This window comes from Arthrobacter sp. 05N33_2 (genome assembly GCF_056397425.1).
Genome location: NZ_JBFTNJ010000001.1, coordinates 148,943 through 168,939 on the forward strand (window position 1 = coordinate 148,943; position 19,997 = coordinate 168,939).

The window sequence follows — 19,997 nt, forward strand, 5'->3', positions numbered from 1 at the left end:
GTGACACAGCTCATTACCACCGAACTGGTCGAGCTCGACCAGAATCTGGGCAGCTCGCCCGAGGACGTGATCCGGCATCTGGCAGGCAGGGTTGCAGCCACCGGACGCGCCACCGAGGCCGAAGGGCTTTTCGCCGATGCCTTCGCCCGGGAATCCAAGACCGCCACGGGCGTCCCGGGCGGCATCGCGATCCCGCACTGCCGCTCGACGGCGGTCACCGAACCCACGCTGGCGATGGCGCGGCTGTCCCAGCCGGTAGACTTCGGCGCCAAGGACGGGCCCGCTGACATCATCTTCTTCATCGCCGCTCCTGAGGGCGCGGACCAGGACCACTTGAAGCTGCTTTCGAAGCTGGCGCGGTCGCTGATCAAGAAGGACTTCACAGCCAGCCTGCGCGCCGCGACCTCCGAGGCGGAAATTGTCGACCTCGTCGACGCCGCCCTGGCGGACAAGCCGGCCGCCCACACCGCTGCCGAAGCGACCGGCGCCGCATCCGCGGCCGGCGCCTCAACCGCGGCGGCCGCAACCGGTGAAGGTGCCGGCGCGGCGAAGGCCAAGGGGCCTAAGCGCCTCGTCGCCGTCACCGCGTGCCCCACCGGCATCGCCCACACCTACATGGCCGCCGACTCGCTCGTCGCCGCGGCCAAAGAGGTCGGCGTGGACCTGCAGGTCGAAACCCAGGGATCCTCCGGCGCCAAGGCACTTGACCCCGCCGTGATCGCCGCCGCCGATGCCGTGATCTTCGCAGTGGACGTGGACGTGCGCGGCAAGGAGCGCTTCGCCGGCATGCCGGTGATCAACGCGCCGGTCAAGCGAGGCATCGACGAACCGGACAAGATGGTCGCCGAGGCACTCGCCGCAGCGGACAACCCGCACGCCCACCGCGTGCCCCACTTCGGCGCCGAGGAGCAGGCTGAGATGGCCGCCGAGGAAAAGAGTGAGCACATTGGCACGAAGCTGAAGAAGGCCCTCCTGACCGGTGTCAGCTACATGATCCCGTTCGTGGCTGGCGGCGGTCTGCTGATCGCCCTCGGCTTCCTGCTGGGTGGCTACAACATCACCGCCTTCGCGGACAAGATCCTGGCGGAGAACAGCCTCACGAACTTGCCTACCGTGTACCCGGAGCTGGCCTGGGGCCCGCTGGGCGCCTACCTGGGGGCCGTGCTCTTCAAGATCGGCGCCCTGTCCCTGGGCTTCCTCGTACCCGCGCTGGCCGGCTACATCGCCTACGCCATTGCTGACCGGCCCGGCATCGCCCCGGGCTTCGTTTCCGGCGCCGTTGCCGTCTTCATGGGTGCCGGGTTCCTCGGCGGCATCGTGGGCGGCCTGATCGCCGGCTACGTGGCCCATTCGATCGGCAAGCTTAAAGTGGCCCGCTGGCTGCGCGGCCTGATGCCGGTGGTCGTTATCCCGCTCGTGGCGTCGCTCGCGGCGTCGGGCCTGTTGTTCGTGTTCCTGGGCGCTTACATCGCCCGGGTCACTGTCGGGCTCAACGAGTTCCTGTCCGGCCTCACCGGTGCCAGCGCCATCGCCCTGGGCGTCATCCTGGGCCTGATGATGTGCTTCGACCTCGGCGGTCCCGTCAACAAGGTTGCCTATTCCTTCGCAGTCGCCGGCCTGGGCGCAGCCTCCATCACCAACCAGGCCCCGTGGCAGATCATGGCGGCCGTCATGGCCGCCGGCATGGTCCCGCCGCTGGCCATGGCGTTGGCCGCGACCGTGCTGAACAAGAGGCTCTTCAGCCTTGCGGAACAGGAAAACGGCAAGGCTGCCTGGCTGCTGGGGGCCTCCTTCATCACCGAAGGCGCCATCCCGTTCGCCGCCGCGGACCCGCTCCGCGTCATCCCCGCCAGCATGCTCGGCGGCGCCGTGACCGGTGCCATCTCGATGGCGGCCGGCGTGGGCTCGAAGGCCCCGCACGGCGGAATCTTCGTCTTCTTCGCGATCGATTCGTTCCTGTGGTTCTGCATCGCCATTGCGGCCGGTACCGTGGTCGGCGCCTTCGCCGTGATCGGGCTCAAGCGCTGGGCAGTCAAGAAGCCGGTTGATACGGTGGAAACGGTTCCCGTAGCCGCCTGAACCGGGACGCTTTTCCAAGCAGATACTCACAGCTGACAAACACCCAAGCTGACTTCAAGGAGCAGAAATGACCGAACGTAACGCCACCATTGCCAGCCGGGTCGGGCTGCACGCCCGTCCGGCCGCCATCTTCGCCGAGGCTGCAGGCGAGTTCGACAACCTCGAGATCACGATTGCCCGGCTGGGCGAGCCCGAGGACGAGGCGATGGACGCCGCCAGCATCCTGTCGCTGATGAGCCTCGGCGCATCGCACGGCGAAGTTGTGGTGTTGCGTGCCGAAGGTGAGGGCGCCGACGCCGCACTTGACCGCCTCGTGCAGATCCTTGAGACGGATCACGACGCCGAATAGCCCCACCTTCCGGCCCCGCGCCGGAACACCGGCAGCTTCAGTTGGCCCGGCCGGCCCCGATCAGGGGCCGGCCGGGCCTTCGCGTTGCCTGCCGCTTCGTTCAGAAGCAACGCGGGGTCATTTACGGCCCATTCCGGTGGGGTACTTGGGCGCTAAGTGACCCCGCGTTGCTCTGGCGGCGGACCGTCGGGGCAACTTTTATAAGCGTTTTATAAGCGGCCTTAGCAAATGCTTGTCATGGCCCCGCGGCGCGGCTAGTTTGGAATCCCCCGGCGGCACCGACCGCGGGCCGCCGCCCATGTGGTTCCCGGCCGAAGGAGATGATCGCGCAGCCATGCCAACGACGAAAGGCGAGCCCCAAGGCTCAGAGAGCCCCAGCATCAAGGACCCCGAGCTCTATGAGAAGTTGCTCGAGGACGGCGCCTCCAAGCAAAAAGCCGCCAGGATCTCCAACGCCGCCGCCCAGCGGGGCCGGTCCTCGGTCGGCCGCAAGGGCGGCAAGGCCGGAGACTACGAGGACTGGACAGTGCCGCAGCTGAAGGCACGCGCCAAGGAGATCGGCCTCAAAGGTTACTCGGCCAAGAAGAAGAGCGAGCTCATCTCCGCCCTGCGGAACTCCTGATTAACGTGCACGACGGCGCCAGCCGGCATCCGGGCTCAGGCACGCTTTCGCGCCGTCTTCGACGCCGTCACTTTAGGCGCCGCTTCAGTCTTGGAAGCCGCCGCAGTCTTGGAACCAGTCCTGGTTGCCGCCGTCTTGGCGGCCGTGGATTTAGTGCCCGTGGACTTGGCTGCCGCCGTCTTGGCGGAGGTCCTCGGGGCGGCCTTGGCAGCAGAACCGGAGCCTCCGGCAGGAGTCTCCGCCGGCCCACCGCCGCGCTTTTTCTCGATGCTGCGCTTGAGGGCTTCCATCAGGTCGATAACTTCGCCCTCGCCGGCCTCGGCGGGGGCGCCGAAGGTCTCCTCCGTGTCCAGCGACTCCCCCTTGTCCAGCTTGGCCTCAATCAGCTGACGCAACTGCTCCTGGTAATCATCCGTGAACTGGTCCGGCTCAAAGTCGGAGGCCATCGAGTCAACCAGGGCCGCGGACATCTCGCGTTCCTGCGCCGAGATCCGGATGGAGGTCTCGAGTGCGGGAAAGCTGGCCTCGCGGACCTCGTCGGCCCACAGCAGCGACTGCAGCACCAGGACCTCGTCGCGAATCCTCAGCGCGCCAAGCCGGGTCTTGTCCCGGAGCGCGAACTGCACAATTGCCACCCGGTCCGTGTCCTCGAGGGCGCGCCGCAGCAGCACATAGGCCTTGGGCGACTTGGAGTCGGGTTCAAGGTAGTAGCTCTTTTCAAACATCATCGGATCGAGCTGGTCGACCGGAACGAACTGGACCACTTCGATTTCGTGGCTGTTTTCCGCCGGGATGGACTTGAGCTCGTCGCGCGTCAGGACCACCGTGCGGCCGTCGTCCTCGTAGGCCTTGTCGATGTCCTCGTAGTCGATGACCTTGCTGCAGACCTCGCAACGGCGCTGGTAGCGGATCCGGCCGCCGTCGGCGTTGTGGACCTGGTGGAGGCTGATGTCGTGGTCCTCGGTGGCGCTGTAGACCTTGACCGGCACGTTGACCAGCCCGAACGCTATTGCGCCTTTCCAGATGGCTCTCATGGATCAAGTGAACATCACAGTTGCGCGGAGGTGAAGGGTTTTGCCCAACGGTAAGGAACGCGTCCGCGTGGACGGGCGCGAACTGGTGCTCACCAACCTGGAAAAAATCATGTACCCGGAGACGGGCACCACCAAGGCCGACGTCCTGGCCTACTACGCCGCCGTCGCGCCGGTGCTGATCCCCGCCGCCCGCAACCGGCCGGCCACGCGCAAGCGCTGGGTCCACGGCGTCGGGACCGCCGACGCCCCCGGGGAAATGTTCTTCCAGAAGAACCTGGACCATTCAACGCCCGGCTGGGTGCCCCGTGCCGCCATCACGCACAAGGACCGGACCATCCAATATCCCCTGGTCAATGATCCCGCCACCCTCACCTGGCTGGCCCAGATCGCGGCCCTGGAGATCCACGTGCCGCAGTGGCGGGTTGACTCCCACGGCAACGCCATGCCGCCCGACCGGCTGGTGCTGGACCTGGACCCGGGCGAGGGCGCGGGACTGGCGGAGTGCGTGGAGGTGGCCAGGCTGGCCCGCACCATCCTGCAGGACGTTGGCCTGGACCCCGTACCGGTGACGAGCGGCAGCAAGGGCATCCACGTCTACGCGGCCCTGGACGGGTCCCAGAGCTCGGACCGGATTTCCGACTTCGCCCGCGAACTGGCCCGCTCGCTCGAGGCAGACCACCCGGATCTCGCCGTCAGCGACATGAAAAAGACCCTGCGCACGGGCAAGGTGCTGGTGGACTGGAGCCAGAACAACGCGGCCAAGACCACGATCGTGCCGTACTCGCTGCGCGGCCGGCTCCGGCCGACGGTGGCCGCCCCGCGCACATGGCGGGAACTCAGTTCCGCGTCGCTGCACCAGCTGGATTTCCAGGAGGTGATGAAGCGCGTCGCAGCCGGCAAGGATCCGTTCGCCCCGGTTTCCGGCGGCCGGCACGGCGCCGGAGCCCCGGCGGCGCACGCGCCGGACCGCCGGGCGGACCACCGGGACGTCCACCTGCCCGGAGGGCGGGCCGAAATCTCTCCCGAGCCGGCCGGCGACGGCGGCGACACCGATCCGCGGCTGGAAAAGTACCGCACCAAACGGGACAGGGCGGCCACTCCCGAGCCCTTCACCGCGGACCGGCACCACGCCGGGGACGACGGCGGGACACGGCGGGAGAAGTTCGTCATCCAGGAGCACCACGCCAGCCGGCTCCACTACGACTTCCGGCTGGAACGCGACGGCGTGCTGGTGTCCTGGGCACTGCCCAAGGGCGTCCCGACCAGCAAAACCAAGAACCACCTCGCGGTCCAGACCGAGGACCACCCGCTGGACTACGCCGACTTCGAGGGTGACATTCCCAAGGGCCAGTACGGCGCCGGGACGGTCAGCATCTGGGACCACGGACACTACGAATGCGAAAAATGGATCGCGGGCAAGGAGGTCATCGCCACCTTGACCGGCGCGGAGGGCGGCGGCCTCGGCGGACCGCGCAGGTTCGCCCTGATCCACACCGACCGGGCCGATGACCAGTGGCTGATCCACCTGATGGACCCGGCGGGCCCGCAAGGCCGTCCCGTCCCGCCGCTCCCGGCCGGCACGGCGGAGCATACCGAGAAAGACACCGACGAGGCAGCGGACGAGGGCGGGGAGGACGGCTCAGGGGACGGCCGCGGCCATGGTGAGGGCGGAGCGGAAACCGCCGACGGCACCGAACGTGCCCCCGACGCCTCAGGGTTCAGCCCGATGCTGGCCACATCAGGGACCCTGGCGGACCTTCCGGACCTGGACTGGCAGATCGAGCTCAAGTGGGACGGGGTGCGGGCCCTGGTGATCGGCGACGCAACGACAGTCCGGCTCATCAGCCGCAATGGCATCGACATGTCAGTGAGCTACCCCGAGCTGACGGACCGGTCCTCCTGGCCGGAGCAGGGCTTCGTCGCCGACGCCGAGATCATCGCCGTCGGCCGCTCCGGCCGGCCCGACTTCGGGCTGCTGCAGGGCCGGATGAAACTGAGCAGGGCCGCCGACGTCGCCCGGGCGCAGCAGTCGACGCCCGTGCGGCTGATGCTGTTCGATCTGCTCTTCGACGCCGGCGAGGACCTGCGGCGCCAGCCGCTGAGTGAGCGGCGCCGCCGGCTGGAGCAGTTCTTCCGCCCTTCCGCCGCCCCGGTGGAGCTTTCCGGCGTGATCGATGGCGACGTCGCGCACATCCTGGAAAGCGCCGCCGAGCTCGGACTCGAGGGGGTCATGGCCAAGCGCACGGACGGGCGCTACGTCGGCCAGCGCAGCCGGTCCTGGCTCAAGCTCAAGGTTGAACGGACCCAGGAGGTGGTGGTGGGCGGCTGGCGGCCCGGGAAAGGGGGGCGCCGGGAATCCGTGGGCTCGCTGCTGCTGGGGATTCCGGACGGCTCGAAACTACGGTATGTGGGCCGGGTGGGCAGCGGCTTCAGCACCCGTGAACTCAAGGAACTCAGGCAACAACTCGACGCCCTGCCACGGAAGACCTCCCCGTTCCGGGACGTGCCGGACGCTGACGCGGCAGACGCCAACTGGGTGAGCGCAAAACTCGTCGGCGAGGTCACCTTCGGGGAATGGACCGGCAACGGGAAGCTCCGGCACCCGGTGTGGCGCGGCTGGCGCCTGGATAAGGCGCCAGCCGACGTCGTGGCTGACCCTGCCGCCGGCCCCTAGTCGTGTGGGGCCAGCGGTGATGGGGCTAGTCGTGGTGGGGCAGCTGCGGACGGCTTTGCCGGTGCATGGCGCCGGCGGCCACCTGCTGGCCCTGCCGCCCGCGGGCGGTGTCGCGGTCCTTGGGGTGCCGCTGCTTGCCGCTGCCGTCCGGCCATTGCTGTCCCTGGCCGGGCCCGGGGGGAGCGTGGTGCAGGGCCTCGGGTCCCGGGGCTTCAGCCATGGACTGCGCCAGATGGCTCGCGACCTCGGGCTCGATTTCTTCTCCGAACTGATGATCCGCCATTGATCTTCCTTTCCGCTGTAATTAACCGCTGTGAAATGAAGTGTCCATCAATCGTAGGACTGCCCCGGGGAGATGTCTGTAGCGCCCGCCGTCGGACTTTCCGTCGGCCCGAATCCCGTCGGAAACCCCCGCAATCGAGGGCTGGCGCGGAAAATTTTGGGCGCGGCGCCGCCGGGAAGGCCGGTTCCCAGTATCCGCGCGGCGAAAGTGGGCAAAAGAAATTAGTGAATTGCCCCCAATTTGCACCCGAAATGGGCGATCATACGGCACACAACTCGGAAACTCCAGAGAATTCCCGTAAAATTGAAAGCCTGCCCAGAGCGGGGCAGCTACAAGTCGCAAGCAAATGATCTCCCTAGGAGCTTCCCAAATGCCCACAGACCGAAGCACGACCGACTCTTCAGCAGGCGTCATCGACGCCAGCAGAACCAACCAAGGCGCACCCAAGGGTGTGAAGAAACCGAAGCTACGTCGCCGTCGACTCCGCGAGTCCGACGTCAACGTTGTCGACCAGCCGATGCTAAAGAAGGCACTCGGCGGCACCATCGTGGGTAACACCATGGAGTGGTACGACGTCGGCGTGTTCGGCTACCTGATCACCACCATGGGACCGGTATTCCTGCCGGAGGCGGACAAGTCCGTCCAGACACTGTTCCTGCTCGGAACCTTCGCCGCCACCTTCATCGCGCGCCCCCTCGGCGGAGTCGTGTTCGGCTGGCTTGGCGACAAGATCGGCCGCCAGAAGGTCCTCGCCGCGACCCTGATGATCATGGCCGCCAGCACCTTCGCCGTCGGGCTCCTGCCCGGCTACGCACAGATCGGCATCTGGGCTGCGGTCCTGCTGGTCCTGTTCAAAGTTATCCAGGGCTTCTCTACCGGCGGGGAATACGCTGGCGCCACGACCTTTGTGAGCGAGTACGCCCCTGACAAGCGCCGCGGATTCTTCGCCAGCTTCCTGGACATGGGCAGCTACCTCGGTTTCGCCCTTGGCGCGGCCCTCGTTTCGGTGTTGCAGCTGACCCTCGGCCAGGACACCATGGAGCAGTGGGGCTGGCGCATCCCGTTCCTCCTTGCCGGCCCGCTCGGCCTGATCGCCGTGTACTTCCGGAGCAAGATCGAGGAATCCCCGCAGTTCCAGGCAACCCTGGATGCCCAGGAGAACCTCGCCAAGGACGCAACCGCCTCGGACTCCACAGCCTCCAAGGGCCCGGTGGGCATCGTGAAGGCGTACTGGCGCTCCCTCATCGTCGCGATGATCCTGGTCGCGGCAGCAAACACCGCCGGCTACGCACTGACCTCCTACATGCCGACGTACCTGACGGAGTCCAAGGGCTACGACGAGCTGCACGGCACGCTGCTGACCATCCCGGTGCTGGTCATCATGAGCCTCTGCATCCCGCTGACCGGCAGGCTTTCGGACCGGATCGGCCGCCGCCCCGTGCTGTGGATCGGCGCCATCAGCACCGTCGTCCTCGCCACCCCCGCCTTCCTGCTGATCGGCATCGGTGAAATCTGGTCCACGCTGGCCGGCCTTTCCCTGATTGCCTTCCCCGTGACGTTCTACGTGGCCAACCTGGCGTCGGCCCTGCCGGCCCAGTTCCCGACGGCCAGCCGCTACGGCGCCATGGGCATCGCGTACAACTTCTCTGTGGCCATCTTCGGCGGCACCACGCCGTTCATCGTTGCCGCCCTGATCAGCGCAACCGGCAACGACATGATGCCGGCCTACTACCTGATGGCCACCTCGGCGATCGGCGCAGTAGCGATCTACTTCCTCAAGGAATCCGCCCAGATGCCGCTGCCCGGCTCCATGCCGAGCGTGGACACCCAGGCCGAGGCCCGCGAACTGGTCGCGACGCAGGACGAGAACCCGCTGATCGACCTCGAGCACATGGACATGCCCATGGTCGCACCGGCCGTCGATTCCACCGCAGGGCGCGGGGAAGCCGAGAAAGTCCCGGCCACAGCCTAAGCCTGCCGGTCCGCCCGGACCGGCAGCAGCAGTCCAGGCTACGTAGCTGACAGCCCCGCCCTTTGAGGCCTGTTCCGGATGCTTACCCGTTGGGGGACGCATCCGGGCAGGCCTTAGGCGTGTCCGAACCACTATTAGCACCCGGGCCCCGCGAACCCCGCAAACCCCGGGCCCCCGGGGAAACAACAGGAACCACAGGAATCGGAGAGGCAGTTGTGAAGTCCCTGCTGCACCACATCCGTTCGCTGCACAGCCTGGCCCCGGCCAACAAGGACCACGTGTCGGCTTGGCGGGTGGCGATCAGCGTGGCCGTTCCGTCCCTGGCGCTCCTGGCGGCCGATCGCCCCGGGCTGGCGGGCTACGCTGTTTTCGGCGCGCTGACCGGCATGTACGGCCGCACCGAGCCTCACCAGCTCCGGCTCCGGCATCAAGGCCAGGCGGCTGTCCTTTTGGTTGCCGGCGTAGGAGTCGGCGTCTTCCTCTCGGCCCACCACATTCATTCGTGGGCCCTGGTGATCATTGAGGCCGCGTTCGCCGGCGTGGGCTCGCTGTTCACGGACAAGACGGCCCTGAAACCCGCCGGTCCCTTCTTCGGGATCCTGGCCCTGGGCGCGTGCGCCTCCGTTCCCGCCGCCGTCCCCTGGCACACGGGCGTTCTCATCGCCGCGGGATCGGCCGCGTTCTCCATCATGGTCGGCTTTGGCGGCTGGTTTGTCGGCCGCACCTGGCAGCGCGGGAGGCGGCGGGACGTCACAGTGCTGCGCGGGGCCGGGCGCCGGGCGGCGTGGCTGCATGCCGCCCGCTACGTCACCGCTGTCGGCGGCGCCGGGACCCTGGGGGTCCTCAGCGGCAGCGGCCACCCGCACTGGGCCATGGCCGCGGCGGCGGTGCCGCTTGCCGGTGCGGACCTGCCCAGCAGCGTGTACCGCGGCGTCCACCGGATCGTCGGGACACTGGGCGGTCTCGTGGTGGTCGCGGCGGTCCTGTTCCCGTGGCCGGGGTCACCGCTGCTGGCCTTCCCCGGGCAGGAGGCCGCCGTCCTGGTCTGCCTCGTGATCGTGTTGCAGTTCAGCACCGAGCTGTTCATGACCCGGCACTACGGCCTTGCCATGGTCTCCTTCACCCCGGTGATCCTGCTGGTCGGACAGCTCGCCGCGCCGGCCGATCCCGCCGTGCTGGTGACCGAACGGGCCGTCGAAACACTGGTGGGCGCCGCCGTCGGGATCGCCGTCGTCGTACTGATCCGCCGACGGCGGCTGGCCGCCCGCTGATGTACCCGGTGGCTACTTGGCGCGCCGCGCCGGCCCGGCGATGAGCTTTGAGGGCAGCACCCGCGAAACCGAGGTCAGGACCTTGTAGCGCTTGCTGGGGATCGAGACGGCCTTGCCCTTGGCGTTGTCCGCCAGTCCCTCGCTGACCACCTGCCGGGCCTCGAGCCACATCCAGCGCGGCGTCGCCGTCTTGTCCATCCCCATCCGGTCGTGGAACTCGGTGTGGGTGAAGCCGGGGCACACGGCGGTGACCTTCACTCCCCGCGCCGCATAGGCCATGTTGGCCGAGCGCGAGAAACTCAGCAGCCAGGCCTTCGCTGCGGAATAGGTGCCGCGGGGCAGGAAGGCCGCCACGCTGGCGACGTTGATGATCCTGCCGGACTGGCGCCCGAGCATGCCTTGCAGGGCGGCGTGGCTGAGCTCCATGGCGGTTTCGACATGGAGCTTCAGGTGTTTCTTCTCCTCGGCAATGTCGTTGTCCTCGAAGGGCCGCAGCAGGCCGATTCCCGCGTTGTTGACCAGGATCTCCACCGGCCGCGCGGGGTCGGTCAGGCGCGCGACGACGGCGGCAATCCCTGCGTCGTCGGTCAGGTCCGCGGCGATCGTCTCCGTCGCGGTCCCGTAGCTGTTCTCCAGCTCCGCCGCGGTGGCCGCGAGGCGGCCGGCGTCGCGGGCCACGAGCACCACGCGGTGGCCCTGCTCGGCGAGCTGGCGGGCGAACTCGGCGCCAAGGCCTGCCGTCGCGCCCGTGACCAGGGCTGTGCTGCCGGATGTAGAGGCTGTTTGAGGGTTCATAGCGACAGCCTAGTCTCGTCCCGGCTCAGGCCAGGGCCGTGTCTTGCGCCAGTTCGTCCCCTGCCGGGTCACCGTCATCGAGCAGGTGGCGGTTCTGAAGCTCTTCGGCCGCAAGCTCGTACCAGGTGTGCGCCCCGAAAGAGGGGCTGCTGGTGTCGAGGTGGCGGTAGAGAGCGTCCGCGAGCCGGCACAGCGCCGTGTCGGACAGTGCCCGGACCGTGGCCACAGGATCCAGCGTTCCCTCGAAGTACTCCGAAAGCGCCAGCCCGTCGATGGAGCCAAGGTCGCTGGCGCCGCCGGTTTCCGCGGCCAGCGGGCTGTTGGCCTCCCCCAGCCCGGAGTCGGATCCGGAGCCGGGCCCGACGTCAAGCAGTCCGGCAGCTTCGCTGTCTCCGTTCCCGGCGACGGCGACGGGGGCCGGGCGGTCGTCGGTGTCGAGTCCGGCGAGGACTTCGGCGTCGGCGCCGACGTGCACGAGGCAGATTGGCAGCACCGCCGGCTCGTCGAGGGCGAAACGAAGCGGTCCGGACTCTGCGGAGCCCCCGGCATCGGGAGAGGGCAGGTGTCCGGCATCAGCGAGACGCCGGAGGTCCAGCAGCACCTCAGGGTCCAGGTGGGAGGCGCCGTGGAGATCGATGACCACGGCGGCGCCCGGTTCGAGGCGGCAGGCGCGGCGCACAATGTGCAGGAGGGTTGCTGAGTCAGACTGGGTAACGCAGCCGGTAATTTCGAGGGTGACCTGTGCGGGATCGACGTCCACCCGGACAAGCACACGCAGTTTATGGTTCATGGGGTACTCCAAAGTCACCTGTCCAAGAGCCAACTGCATAACTCTGGTCAAACTTTACGAGGTTGGTCCGCTGCCCACAAGCGGGCAGGCCGATGACTCCGTTCCGGCCCCCGCGCCAGGCGCTCAGGCTCCCTCTGGGACCCGCTCCGGCCAGTCCACATACTGGTGGTACGACTCATGTTTGCGCAGGTAGCGGTACATGAACGGGCAATTCGGGATGATCCGCTTGCCGGAGGCAACCACGTCATCGAGGGCGAAGTGCGCCAGCACTTTGGCGAGCCCTTGGCCCTGGAACTGCTCTGCGGTATCCGTGTGGATAAAGTCGATATGGCCCGGCCTGTCGATGAAGCGCACCTGGACGGCCAGCTTGTCGCCGACACGGAGTTCGTAACGGTGCAGCTCGTCGTTCCGGGTGGTGGAGACGTCCGGGGTGAAGGTGTCTTCCGTGGTTGCCGAGTTCTCCGTCATGGTTCGACATTGGCACTTAATGGCGGGCGTGGCAATGGCGGTTCCGATCCGCCCTGCCCGTCAGGTGGCGTCGTGAGCCGAACCGGAATCCGGCCCAGGAGCACGACGGCGAGCGCGAAGCAGGCGGCACCCCCGCCGAGGAGCCCGGGCGTGAGCCCGGTGAGCGCGGCGTTGACTGCCGGGACAAAAACGGCGACGGCGGCGAGCAGCACGGCGGCCGCCGGCCGGCTCGGCGACGGGCCGGACGCCGTCGGCCGCTCCTCCAGCCTGCCAAACAATGCCACCACCGGCAGCAGCAGGGCGATGACGCCCAACAGCACCAGGGGCCGCCCCCACCACCAGGCCGCACTACCCCCGGGGGGCTGCGGGAAATCCGTCAGCAGCAGCACACCGGACATCGCCGCCAGCAGGGGCAGATGCCACAGATAAACAGTCATGGACCGCCGGCCGGCCACGCCCATCATCCGGCGCACCCCGGCCACGGACGCGATCCGGGACAGCACCGGCCGGAAGAGCTGGAGGGCGGCGGCCTGCGAGATGCCCAGGAGCAGCAGCGTCACATTGGGCGGATTGAGGTTCACCAGCATGTTCCCCGAATACAGCCCCAGCAGGACTATCAGCCCCAGCAGCATGTTGCTGGCAACCATGATGCCCAGGTGCGCCGGCCGGCCCGGCAGCAGCCGCGGGCCATCCGCCACGATGAATCCGAGCTGCTGCACGGCGCACCACAGGAACAGCATGTTCAGGTATGCCAGCAGCGGCAGCACTCCCCGCAGGCAATCGACCGTCACCACCAGGGCGGTGAGGCCGGCGAAGGTCAGCCATGGCGCGCGGGTGTGGAGGGCCGCCAGCCAGGGAAGGTTGAGTTGCGCGGCGAGGTACGCGGCCAGGAACCACAGCGGCATGCCGGCTCCGCTGGTGAGCAGCTCGATGACCTGAGGGTCAACCCCTGCGAGGCGGGCCGCCGACAGGCCAACGAACATGACCGCCAGCAGGACGGCGGCCGGCCGAATCAGGCGCAGCAGCCGGGCCTGCATGAAATCGAAGGCGTTGCCGCCCCTGGCGCGGAGCCGGCGCCAGGACTGCAGCCCGGTGATGCCTCCGGCCACAAAGAACAGCGGCATGATCTGGAAGACCCACACCACTGGTTCAAACCAGTGCTGATCGCCCAAGGTGTTCTCGGACGTCACGGTGCCGTCCGGGTGCAGTACGGGACTCACCATCATGGTGTGCGCGACCACCACCAATGCCAGGCAAAAGAACCGGACAAGGTCGATCACCGGGTCTCGGTCCGGCATCGGCGCCGGGTCGCCGGTTGGCCGCTGCTGCGCAAGCATGGCACCCCTCGGGAAGACAGGCTGTGTTGCCATCATTGTCGGGCCGCGGCGCCCTGGCTGCCAGAGCAGTATGGCCCGGATGCGCGCCGGCTGCGGGCCATACTGCCCTGGCAGTCACAGTGTCAGCGCGAGAGTGTGGCCAGGGCGGTGGCCGCGAAGGTCCTGGCCGAGGCATTCCACAGGCCCAGCAGTGCCTGGAGGTTCTCGCCGTCAGCCCGGTGCGCTGTGGTCTGTTCCTCAAGGACCGTCAGGACGCCGGTGCGCAGCTCCGTGTTGAAGTTGACCTTGCCCACGTTCATCGCGGCGGCCTTGACCAGTTCCTCGGCCGGAATGCCGGAGGCGCCGTGCAGGACCAGCGGGATCCGGGTCCGCACGGCGATGTCCTGCAGCACGTCCCAGCGCAGCCGGGGCTCCCCTTTGTACTTGCCATGGACATTGCCCACAGCCACGGCGAGAAGCTGCGCCCCGGTGCGGGCCACGAAGTCCTCCACCTGGGCGGAGTCGGTGAGCCCGGCGGGGGCGTCCGCCACTGTGCTGCCTGCGTTATCCGCGGCGTCGGTCCCGAAGGCCCGGTCCTCGTCGCCGGCGAGTCCGCCGAGTTCTGCTTCAATGACGACGTCGGCCCGGCCCTGCGCTGCCAAGGCCGCGCGGACGTTCCGGACCAGGGCGATGTTGTCCTCGTACGGCAGCGAGGACCCGTCGACCAGCACCGAGTCGGCCCCGGCACTGACGGCGTCGGCGATCACCTGCGGGTCGGTGGCATGATCCAGCTGCACCGCAATCGGCACGGAGGCTGCGTCGGCGAGTCCGCGCAGGGCGGCGACCAGCCGCAGCCCGTTGGGCGTTGCCGCGGTCTTCGGTGCGACCAGCAGGATGGCGCCCCGGCCGGATTCCTCGGCCGCCCCCACAACGGCGAGCGCGGTGGTGAAGTCGTAACAGGTGAACGCCGGAACGGCAGAGCCTTGCTGCAGGGCGCCGGTCACCAGGGTGTCCAGTTGGGTACGCATCAGGCGCTCAGTCCCCCCACCAGCATCCAGGCGACGAATGTCAGGGCGAAGCCTGCCAGTCCCAGCGCGGTGGTGAGCACGGTCCAGGTCCTGAGGCCGTCGGCGACGGTCAGTCCGTAGTAGCGCACAACCACCCAGAAACCGGCGTCGGTCACGTGGGAGAGGCCGAGGGCGCCGAATCCGATGGCGATCACGATCACGGCGGTCTGCGCCGGCGTGTAGCCGCCGCCGGCGACGGCGGAGGAGAGCAGGCCGGCCGTGGTGACGATCGCGACGGTGGCCGAGCCCTGGGCTGCGCGGAGGGCGAGGGAGATGATGAAGCCAAGCAGCAGCAGCGGAACGCCGAGCGTGTCGAGGGATTCGGAGAGAGCCTTGCCGATTCCGCTCACCTGCAGGACGCTGCCGAACACGCCGCCTGCCGCAACAACCATCAGGATGGACGCGATCGGAGGCAACGCGCCTTCGAAGATTTCGCCGGTTTCCGTCAGCGACCACTGCCGGCGGACGGCCAGAAGGAAGAAGCAGAGCGCAACGGCCACCAGCAGGGCGAAGACGGGGTTGCCCACGAACGCCGCGACGCCGTACCAGAAGTCGTTCTTGTCGATCACCAGGGTGCCGACGGTGCCGAGGAGGATCAGCACGATCGGGGTGGCGATGAGGAAGATGATCAGTCCCGGACGGGGCGGGGCGATGGCTTTGCTGCCCGGGCCCTCGTGGCCAACGCGGACCATGGTGGCGGAGCCGAACTCGTCCACCTGGGTTTTGACGGCCGGCAGCAGTTCGTAGGTCTTGCGGTTCATGATGGACGCGACCCAGTAGGACAGGAAGCCCAGCGGCACGCAGATCGTCAGCGAGATCAGGGCGATCAGTCCGATGTCGGCGCCGAGCACGCCGGCACCGGCAACAATCCCCGGGTGCGGGGGCACGGCCACGTGGATGGCTAGCATGATGCCGGCCATGGGCAGGCCGAACTTCACCGGGTGGACGTTGGCAATTTTAGCGAAGGCGTAGACGACCGGCACCAGGACAATGATGCCGACCTCGAAGAACACCGGAATCGCCACCAGGAAGCCGACTGCGGTGAGGGCGACGGCCACCCGGGTGGCCCCGAGCTTGGCGGTGAAGTGGTCGGCGAGGGACTGGACGCCGCCGGATACCTCGATCATCCGCCCCAGGATCGCGCCGAGCGCAATCAGGAGGGCGACCTTGCCCATGGTGCCTCCCACCCCGGCGGCCACCACGGTGAACACGTCCTTGAGCGGGATCTGCGCGGCCACGGCCACCAGGATACTGACGGTCAGCAGGGCCACGAAGGCCTGGATCTTGAAGCGGATGATCATCACCAGCAGCAGGGCGACGCCGGCCGCCGCGATTGTCAGCAGCAGCGGAGTTCCCAGCTCCACGGCCGGCTTGATGACGGGCGCGTCGGCTGCGCGCACCATCAGGGAATTGAGCAGGGGGGTCATGAAGAGGTGTCTCCTTTGACAGGAAGGTCGCCCAGCGAGTCAGTCGCCGGGAACAGTGGGGTGGGGACCCGGCGACGGCGGAGGGGGACCGCCGTCGTCGGGGATGGGGGTGGCTGGTTAGGCGGTGCGCCTGGTGGGCGCGACGACCTTGATGACGGCGGAGTCATCGGCGGCGGCGAGGCCCTGGGCCTGGCCAAGGAGGTAGAGCTGCTCGGCGGCGGCGGCCACCGGGGCGGCGAGGCCGGCGGCGCGGGTGGCCTTGCCGACGATCCCCATGTCCTTGACGAAGATGTCCAGCCGGCTGAGGACTTCGGCGCCGTCCTCGGTGTAGGCCTCCAGGATGCGCGGTCCGCGGTTGGAAAGCATGAAGGAACCCGCCGCGCCGGCTTCAAGGGCGGCGAGGGTCTTGGCCTGGTCCAGGCCGAGGGCGTCGGCCAGGGCCATCGCCTCGGCGGCGGCGGCGATGTGGATGCCGCAGAGCAGCTGGTTGACGGTCTTGAGGGCCTGGCCGTCGCCGGGCTTGTCGCCGACCACGGTCAGGGTGGAGGCGAGCAGCTCAAGGGCCGGGCGGGCCTTTTCCTGGGCCTCGGGCGAGGCGCCCACCACGATCAGGAGGTCGCCCTCGCCGGCACGCTTGGGGCCGCCGGACAGCGGGGCATCAACCAGTTCGACGCCGTATTCGGCCAGGCGGTCGACGGCGGCCGGGATGGCCTCGGTGCCCACGGTGCTGCCCAGGATCACGACGGCGCCCGGCTTGAGCACGGAGGCCACGCCGTTCTCGCCGAACAGGACATCGTTTAGCTGTTCACCGTTGCGCACTGCCAGCAGCAGCGCGTCGGCGCCTTTCGAGGCTTCCCGTGCGGAGGCGAAGGTGCGGATGCCGGCCTCTTCAGCCAGCTTCAGGCGCGGTTCGGCGATGTCGAAGCCGTGGACGGTGAGCTCGCTTGCCAGGCGCGTGGCCATGGGCAGGCCCATGGCGCCAAGGCCAAGGACGGTGATGGTGTAGTTGCTGGTCATGGTGTTCTCCATCGAATGACGTTTGGTGCTGGGGGGATTAGAAGGTGTTGCTGAGCTTGCGCGTGACATCGGCGAGGGACTGGTCGTCGCCCACGTTGCCGGCGAAGACGATGTACGGGATGCCCTTGGCCGGTCCGTCCACCGGTTCCCACAGGCTGACGATGCCCGGCAGCATGGGCCCGCGGACTATCGCGTGCCGGATTTCCAGGCCGTGTGCGGCCACGTCCGAGGATGTGATGCCGCCCTTGGCGATTACGAAGCGGGGCGGGAAGGTCTTTAGCGTGCGGTTCACCACGGCGACGACGGCGGCAGAGACGGTGCGGGCGATCCGCAGGCTTTCGGCGGCGTCGGAGGTCTTGATCAGGAGCCGGCTCGTGTGCACGATCACGTCGCCGCCGCGGAGGGCAGCGACGACCGTGTCCACGGTTTCGTCCAGGTACTCCCCCGCGTTGTCGCCGAGGAGCTTCTCGACGTCGATCTCCACGATCCGGGCCGCGCTGTGCTGTTCGGTGAGGGCGTTGAGCTGGCGGGTGGTGACACCGACGTGCGAGCCGACCACGATCAGGCCACCGGCTTCCGAGGGGATGTTGCCCGCATAGGCTTCCTCGCCGCTGAGTTCGGTGCGGATTTCCTGGCCGATCCGTGCCCGCACAAACGGCGGGCCCACGCGGTAGAGCAGCTTCTTGCCGCGGCTTTCCGCTTCTTCCAGGCCCAGGGCCAGCGCCCGCAGGTCGTTTTCGGTGACGATGTCCGCCACGATCGGAGTCGAATCCGTGGCGGCGTCGATGGCATCGGCAATGGCCTTGGCGGAGATCATCGGATCGGCGGACGCCCGGATGATGTCCAGATCCAGCACGATCACCGAATCCGCGGGGAACCGGCCGTTCGACTTCTCCTCGACATACTTGGCCATCTCCGAGTTGGCGAAGCCGAAGCTGGCGTCCCGGGCGAATTCGGTCTCGGCCACGGGGGTGAGCTGCCCGGCGTCCGTGCCTGTGCCGCGGGTGAAGTGCACGCCGCCGACCGTCACGCGGCCGGCGTCAGGGAACGCGGGAACGATCACGACGCCGTCCGTCTTCTCGCCGTTGACGGCGGTGACGGTAGCTGCGATGACGTCCGGTTCGAGCGGGTAGTGTCCGCGGAGGGTGGAGTCGCTGCGGCTGACAAAGCTGAGCCGAAGCGCGGGTTCAGCGGTCGCTGCGGCCGCGAGTGCGTTGCGGACGATCTCCTCGTTGCGGGCAGCCGCCTCGGCAGGGTCAAGGCTGCGGGTGTTGGTGAGCACGTAGACCGCGCGCTGGCGCTGGCCGTCGACTTCGTAGGCGAACGCCCAGGCAAAGTCCGCCACTTCCCAGCGGGTGAGGACCGGCAGGTTCGCCACGGACTGGGTGCCGGTGGGGTCGTCGTCGAGTACGACCAGGACACGGGGGGATGCCTCGGAGGAGGCGGCCACGCTGTCTGCCACCAGCCGGGCGGGGATCTGTACTTCCGCGGGGAAAGCGGCGAGCACGTCTGCTTCGAGGGGCACTATGCACTCCATTGTGTGTGGATCTGTCAGTGGAAAACTGCGGTTCTCCGCGAGCCGCAGCAGGAACAAAATGTAAGATGTCAGACATCTTGCATATGAATGCTAGTGTGGCATATGGCACAACGACGCGCAAGTAGACTTGGCCATCACGGAGCACGCCATCAGGCAACAAGTCGCTGGACGGGGAGAATTGGCTAGGAAATCGCTGGTCGGCGTTGTGGCCGACGAACTGCTGGACCGGATTATTGGCGGCGAGTTCCCGCCCGGCGCGAGCGTCCCCGGCGAACTGGAGCTCAGCTCCCGGCACGAAGTCAGCCGCATGACCGTGCGCGAGGCCATGAAAACCCTTGAAGCCCAGCGGATCCTCAGCGTGGAACGCGGCCGGGGCACGTTCGTGAACCCGGTGAACCGCTGGGGCTCCCTGGACGCCGTGCTGCGGGCAGCCTCGGAAGGCACAAACGACGCCTCGGCCGCCATCCAGCTCATCGAGCTCCGGCGGATGCTGGAGACGGGCGCCTGCGAACTGGCCGCCGGGCGAATGTCGGACACGGACATCCAGGCCCTCCGCGCGCACGTCGACAGGATGCGGCTAGCCCACGAGAGGAATGATCTCGCGGCATTCGTGGAGGAAGACCTCGCTTTCCACGACCTCATCCTGCAGGCCTCGGAAAACGTCTTCGTCGCCGTGTTATTCGAACCCTTGCACCGCGTGCTGGAAAAACGGCGGACGGAAACTTCCAAGGTGCCGGAGATCCAGGAGCACGCCATCGGGCACCATCAGAACATCGCTGACGCCCTGGCCTCCCGCGACCCGCACCGCGCCCGCGACGCCATGGACGCCCACATGCAGCAGACCCTTGACGATCTGAAGACCTTCGTGCTGGCCGGAGGCCCCGCCTGACGCGGACCCGCGCTTTGCCCGGATAATGAACTCAGGCGAGCGAGAGGAAGAGCTTCTCGAGTTCGGCGCGGTCCAGGCTGGGGTCTTCCTGCTGCATGCACTGCTGCAGGCCCGTCGCAATGATGGAGAATCCAGCCTTGTCCAGGGCACTCGACACGGCCGCCAGCTGGGTCACGACGCTCTTGCAGTCGCGGCCCTCCTCGATCATCCTGGTGACGGCCGCGAGCTGGCCCTGGGCGCGGCGAAGCCGGTTAATGACAGGCTTCATGTCGGTGGGATCGAGTTCCATTGGTTCCTCCGGTTCGATGCGTCAGGCTCCACATTATACCCCCCTGAGTATTTCGCCTCCCGGGTGGCGGACGGCCGGGGGTGGCCGCCGCGGCCTCATGCCGCCCCGCTAGGGGCAT

At 67.9% G+C, this 19,997-nt stretch carries 18 protein-coding genes; 7 read left to right on the plus strand and 11 right to left on the minus strand.

The window, feature by feature from the left end; genetic code table 11:
- The 3 genes from AC1DHX_RS00655 to AC1DHX_RS00665 all read left to right on the plus strand — a co-directional run bounded on the left by AC1DHX_RS00655 (nt 1) and on the right by AC1DHX_RS00665 (nt 3,050).
- Nucleotides 1-2,079 (plus strand): PTS fructose transporter subunit IIABC, encoded by a 2,079-nt coding sequence (locus AC1DHX_RS00655; protein ID WP_476856144.1) that lies wholly within the window; start codon nt 1-3, stop codon nt 2,077-2,079.
- Nucleotides 2,080-2,146: 67 nt separating this feature from the next.
- Entirely contained in the window at nt 2,147-2,428 is a 282-nt protein-coding gene (locus AC1DHX_RS00660; RefSeq protein WP_018774864.1) for an HPr family phosphocarrier protein, read from the plus strand.
- Between the two features lie 334 nt (nt 2,429-2,762).
- On the plus strand, nt 2,763-3,050 hold the full coding sequence (locus AC1DHX_RS00665) for a DUF7218 family protein (protein ID WP_230008207.1): 288 nt from the start codon (nt 2,763-2,765) through the stop codon (nt 3,048-3,050).
- 35 nt (nt 3,051-3,085) lie between these two features.
- Here the strand turns inward: AC1DHX_RS00665 and ku are convergent, their stop codons facing one another.
- Nucleotides 3,086-4,084, minus strand: coding sequence for a non-homologous end joining protein Ku (gene ku / locus AC1DHX_RS00670; RefSeq protein WP_476859484.1), 999 nt, complete (start codon nt 4,082-4,084; stop codon nt 3,086-3,088).
- A gap of 67 nt (nt 4,085-4,151) precedes the next feature.
- Between ku and AC1DHX_RS00675 the strand changes: the two genes are divergently transcribed.
- Complete coding sequence (locus AC1DHX_RS00675) at nt 4,152-6,758, plus strand: ATP-dependent DNA ligase (protein ID WP_476859582.1); 2,607 nt, start codon at nt 4,152-4,154, stop codon at nt 6,756-6,758.
- A gap of 25 nt (nt 6,759-6,783) precedes the next feature.
- On the opposite strand, the gene AC1DHX_RS00680 is transcribed toward AC1DHX_RS00675, so the two are convergent.
- Nucleotides 6,784-7,041, minus strand: coding sequence for a hypothetical protein (locus AC1DHX_RS00680; RefSeq protein ID WP_223914655.1), 258 nt, complete (start codon nt 7,039-7,041; stop codon nt 6,784-6,786).
- Nucleotides 7,042-7,411: 370 nt separating this feature from the next.
- On the opposite strand from AC1DHX_RS00680, the gene AC1DHX_RS00685 reads away from it, so the two are divergent.
- Nucleotides 7,412-9,013: an MFS transporter gene (locus tag AC1DHX_RS00685; protein ID WP_476859485.1), complete on the plus strand. Its 1,602-nt coding sequence runs from the start codon at nt 7,412-7,414 to the stop codon at nt 9,011-9,013.
- A gap of 215 nt (nt 9,014-9,228) precedes the next feature.
- Complete coding sequence (locus AC1DHX_RS00690; RefSeq protein ID WP_476859486.1) at nt 9,229-10,284, plus strand: FUSC family protein; 1,056 nt, start codon at nt 9,229-9,231, stop codon at nt 10,282-10,284.
- 12 nt (nt 10,285-10,296) lie between these two features.
- On the opposite strand, the gene AC1DHX_RS00695 is transcribed toward AC1DHX_RS00690, so the two are convergent.
- From AC1DHX_RS00695 to AC1DHX_RS00730, 8 genes are all read right to left on the minus strand, one after another.
- Complete coding sequence (locus AC1DHX_RS00695) at nt 10,297-11,079, minus strand: SDR family NAD(P)-dependent oxidoreductase (RefSeq protein WP_223914657.1); 783 nt, start codon at nt 11,077-11,079, stop codon at nt 10,297-10,299.
- A 25-nt stretch (nt 11,080-11,104) separates the two neighbouring features.
- Nucleotides 11,105-11,869 carry a hypothetical protein gene (locus AC1DHX_RS00700; protein ID WP_476859487.1) on the minus strand — a complete coding sequence of 255 codons (765 nt, stop codon included), beginning with the start codon at nt 11,867-11,869 and terminating at the stop codon, nt 11,105-11,107.
- A 123-nt stretch (nt 11,870-11,992) separates the two neighbouring features.
- Nucleotides 11,993-12,337, minus strand: coding sequence for a GNAT family N-acetyltransferase (locus AC1DHX_RS00705; protein ID WP_028276599.1), 345 nt, complete (start codon nt 12,335-12,337; stop codon nt 11,993-11,995).
- Nucleotides 12,334-13,674, minus strand: coding sequence for an acyltransferase family protein (locus AC1DHX_RS00710; protein WP_476849876.1), 1,341 nt, complete (start codon nt 13,672-13,674; stop codon nt 12,334-12,336). The genes AC1DHX_RS00705 and AC1DHX_RS00710 overlap by 4 nt, the downstream gene beginning before the upstream one ends.
- A gap of 122 nt (nt 13,675-13,796) precedes the next feature.
- Nucleotides 13,797-14,681 (minus strand): class II fructose-bisphosphate aldolase, encoded by an 885-nt coding sequence (locus AC1DHX_RS00715; RefSeq protein WP_476859488.1) that lies wholly within the window; start codon nt 14,679-14,681, stop codon nt 13,797-13,799.
- Entirely contained in the window at nt 14,681-16,147 is a 1,467-nt protein-coding gene (locus AC1DHX_RS00720) for a GntP family transporter (protein ID WP_476859489.1), read from the minus strand. Before AC1DHX_RS00720 ends, AC1DHX_RS00715 begins: the two co-directional genes overlap by 1 nt.
- 117 nt (nt 16,148-16,264) lie before the next feature.
- On the minus strand, nt 16,265-17,164 hold the full coding sequence (locus AC1DHX_RS00725; protein WP_476849879.1) for an NAD(P)-dependent oxidoreductase: 900 nt from the start codon (nt 17,162-17,164) through the stop codon (nt 16,265-16,267).
- Nucleotides 17,165-17,201: 37 nt separating this feature from the next.
- Nucleotides 17,202-18,689, minus strand: coding sequence for a four-carbon acid sugar kinase family protein (locus AC1DHX_RS00730; protein ID WP_476859490.1), 1,488 nt, complete (start codon nt 18,687-18,689; stop codon nt 17,202-17,204).
- A 190-nt stretch (nt 18,690-18,879) separates the two neighbouring features.
- Here AC1DHX_RS00730 and AC1DHX_RS00735 point away from each other — a divergent pair, with 190 nt between their 5' ends.
- Nucleotides 18,880-19,590 carry a FadR/GntR family transcriptional regulator gene (locus AC1DHX_RS00735; RefSeq protein ID WP_223914664.1) on the plus strand — a complete coding sequence of 237 codons (711 nt, stop codon included), beginning with the start codon at nt 18,880-18,882 and terminating at the stop codon, nt 19,588-19,590.
- A gap of 31 nt (nt 19,591-19,621) precedes the next feature.
- Here AC1DHX_RS00735 and AC1DHX_RS00740 read toward each other — a convergent pair whose 3' ends face one another.
- The gene (locus AC1DHX_RS00740) at nt 19,622-19,879 is read right to left on the minus strand and encodes a metal-sensitive transcriptional regulator (protein ID WP_018774886.1); all 258 of its coding nucleotides are present in this window, start codon (nt 19,877-19,879) and stop codon (nt 19,622-19,624) included.
- Between the last annotated feature and the right edge of the window lie 118 nt (nt 19,880-19,997).

Coding starts and splice junctions, on each gene's coding strand:
- AC1DHX_RS00680 (WP_223914655.1), bottom strand. CDS start 7,041: ATGGCGGATCATCAGTTCGGAGAAGAAATCGAGCCCGAGGTCGCGAGC.
- AC1DHX_RS00705 (WP_028276599.1), bottom strand. CDS start 12,337: ATGACGGAGAACTCGGCAACCACGGAAGACACCTTCACCCCGGACGTC.
- AC1DHX_RS00695 (WP_223914657.1), bottom strand. CDS start 11,079: ATGAACCCTCAAACAGCCTCTACATCCGGCAGCACAGCCCTGGTCACG.
- AC1DHX_RS00710 (WP_476849876.1), bottom strand. CDS start 13,674: ATGCTTGCGCAGCAGCGGCCAACCGGCGACCCGGCGCCGATGCCGGAC.
- AC1DHX_RS00700 (WP_476859487.1), bottom strand. CDS start 11,869: ATGAACCATAAACTGCGTGTGCTTGTCCGGGTGGACGTCGATCCCGCA.
- AC1DHX_RS00720 (WP_476859489.1), bottom strand. CDS start 16,147: ATGACCCCCCTGCTCAATTCCCTGATGGTGCGCGCAGCCGACGCGCCC.
- AC1DHX_RS00725 (WP_476849879.1), bottom strand. CDS start 17,164: ATGACCAGCAACTACACCATCACCGTCCTTGGCCTTGGCGCCATGGGC.
- AC1DHX_RS00660 (WP_018774864.1), top strand. CDS start 2,147: ATGACCGAACGTAACGCCACCATTGCCAGCCGGGTCGGGCTGCACGCC.
- AC1DHX_RS00665 (WP_230008207.1), top strand. CDS start 2,763: ATGCCAACGACGAAAGGCGAGCCCCAAGGCTCAGAGAGCCCCAGCATC.
- ku (WP_476859484.1), bottom strand. CDS start 4,084: ATGAGAGCCATCTGGAAAGGCGCAATAGCGTTCGGGCTGGTCAACGTG.
- AC1DHX_RS00685 (WP_476859485.1), top strand. CDS start 7,412: ATGCCCACAGACCGAAGCACGACCGACTCTTCAGCAGGCGTCATCGAC.
- AC1DHX_RS00740 (WP_018774886.1), bottom strand. CDS start 19,879: ATGGAACTCGATCCCACCGACATGAAGCCTGTCATTAACCGGCTTCGC.
- AC1DHX_RS00715 (WP_476859488.1), bottom strand. CDS start 14,681: ATGCGTACCCAACTGGACACCCTGGTGACCGGCGCCCTGCAGCAAGGC.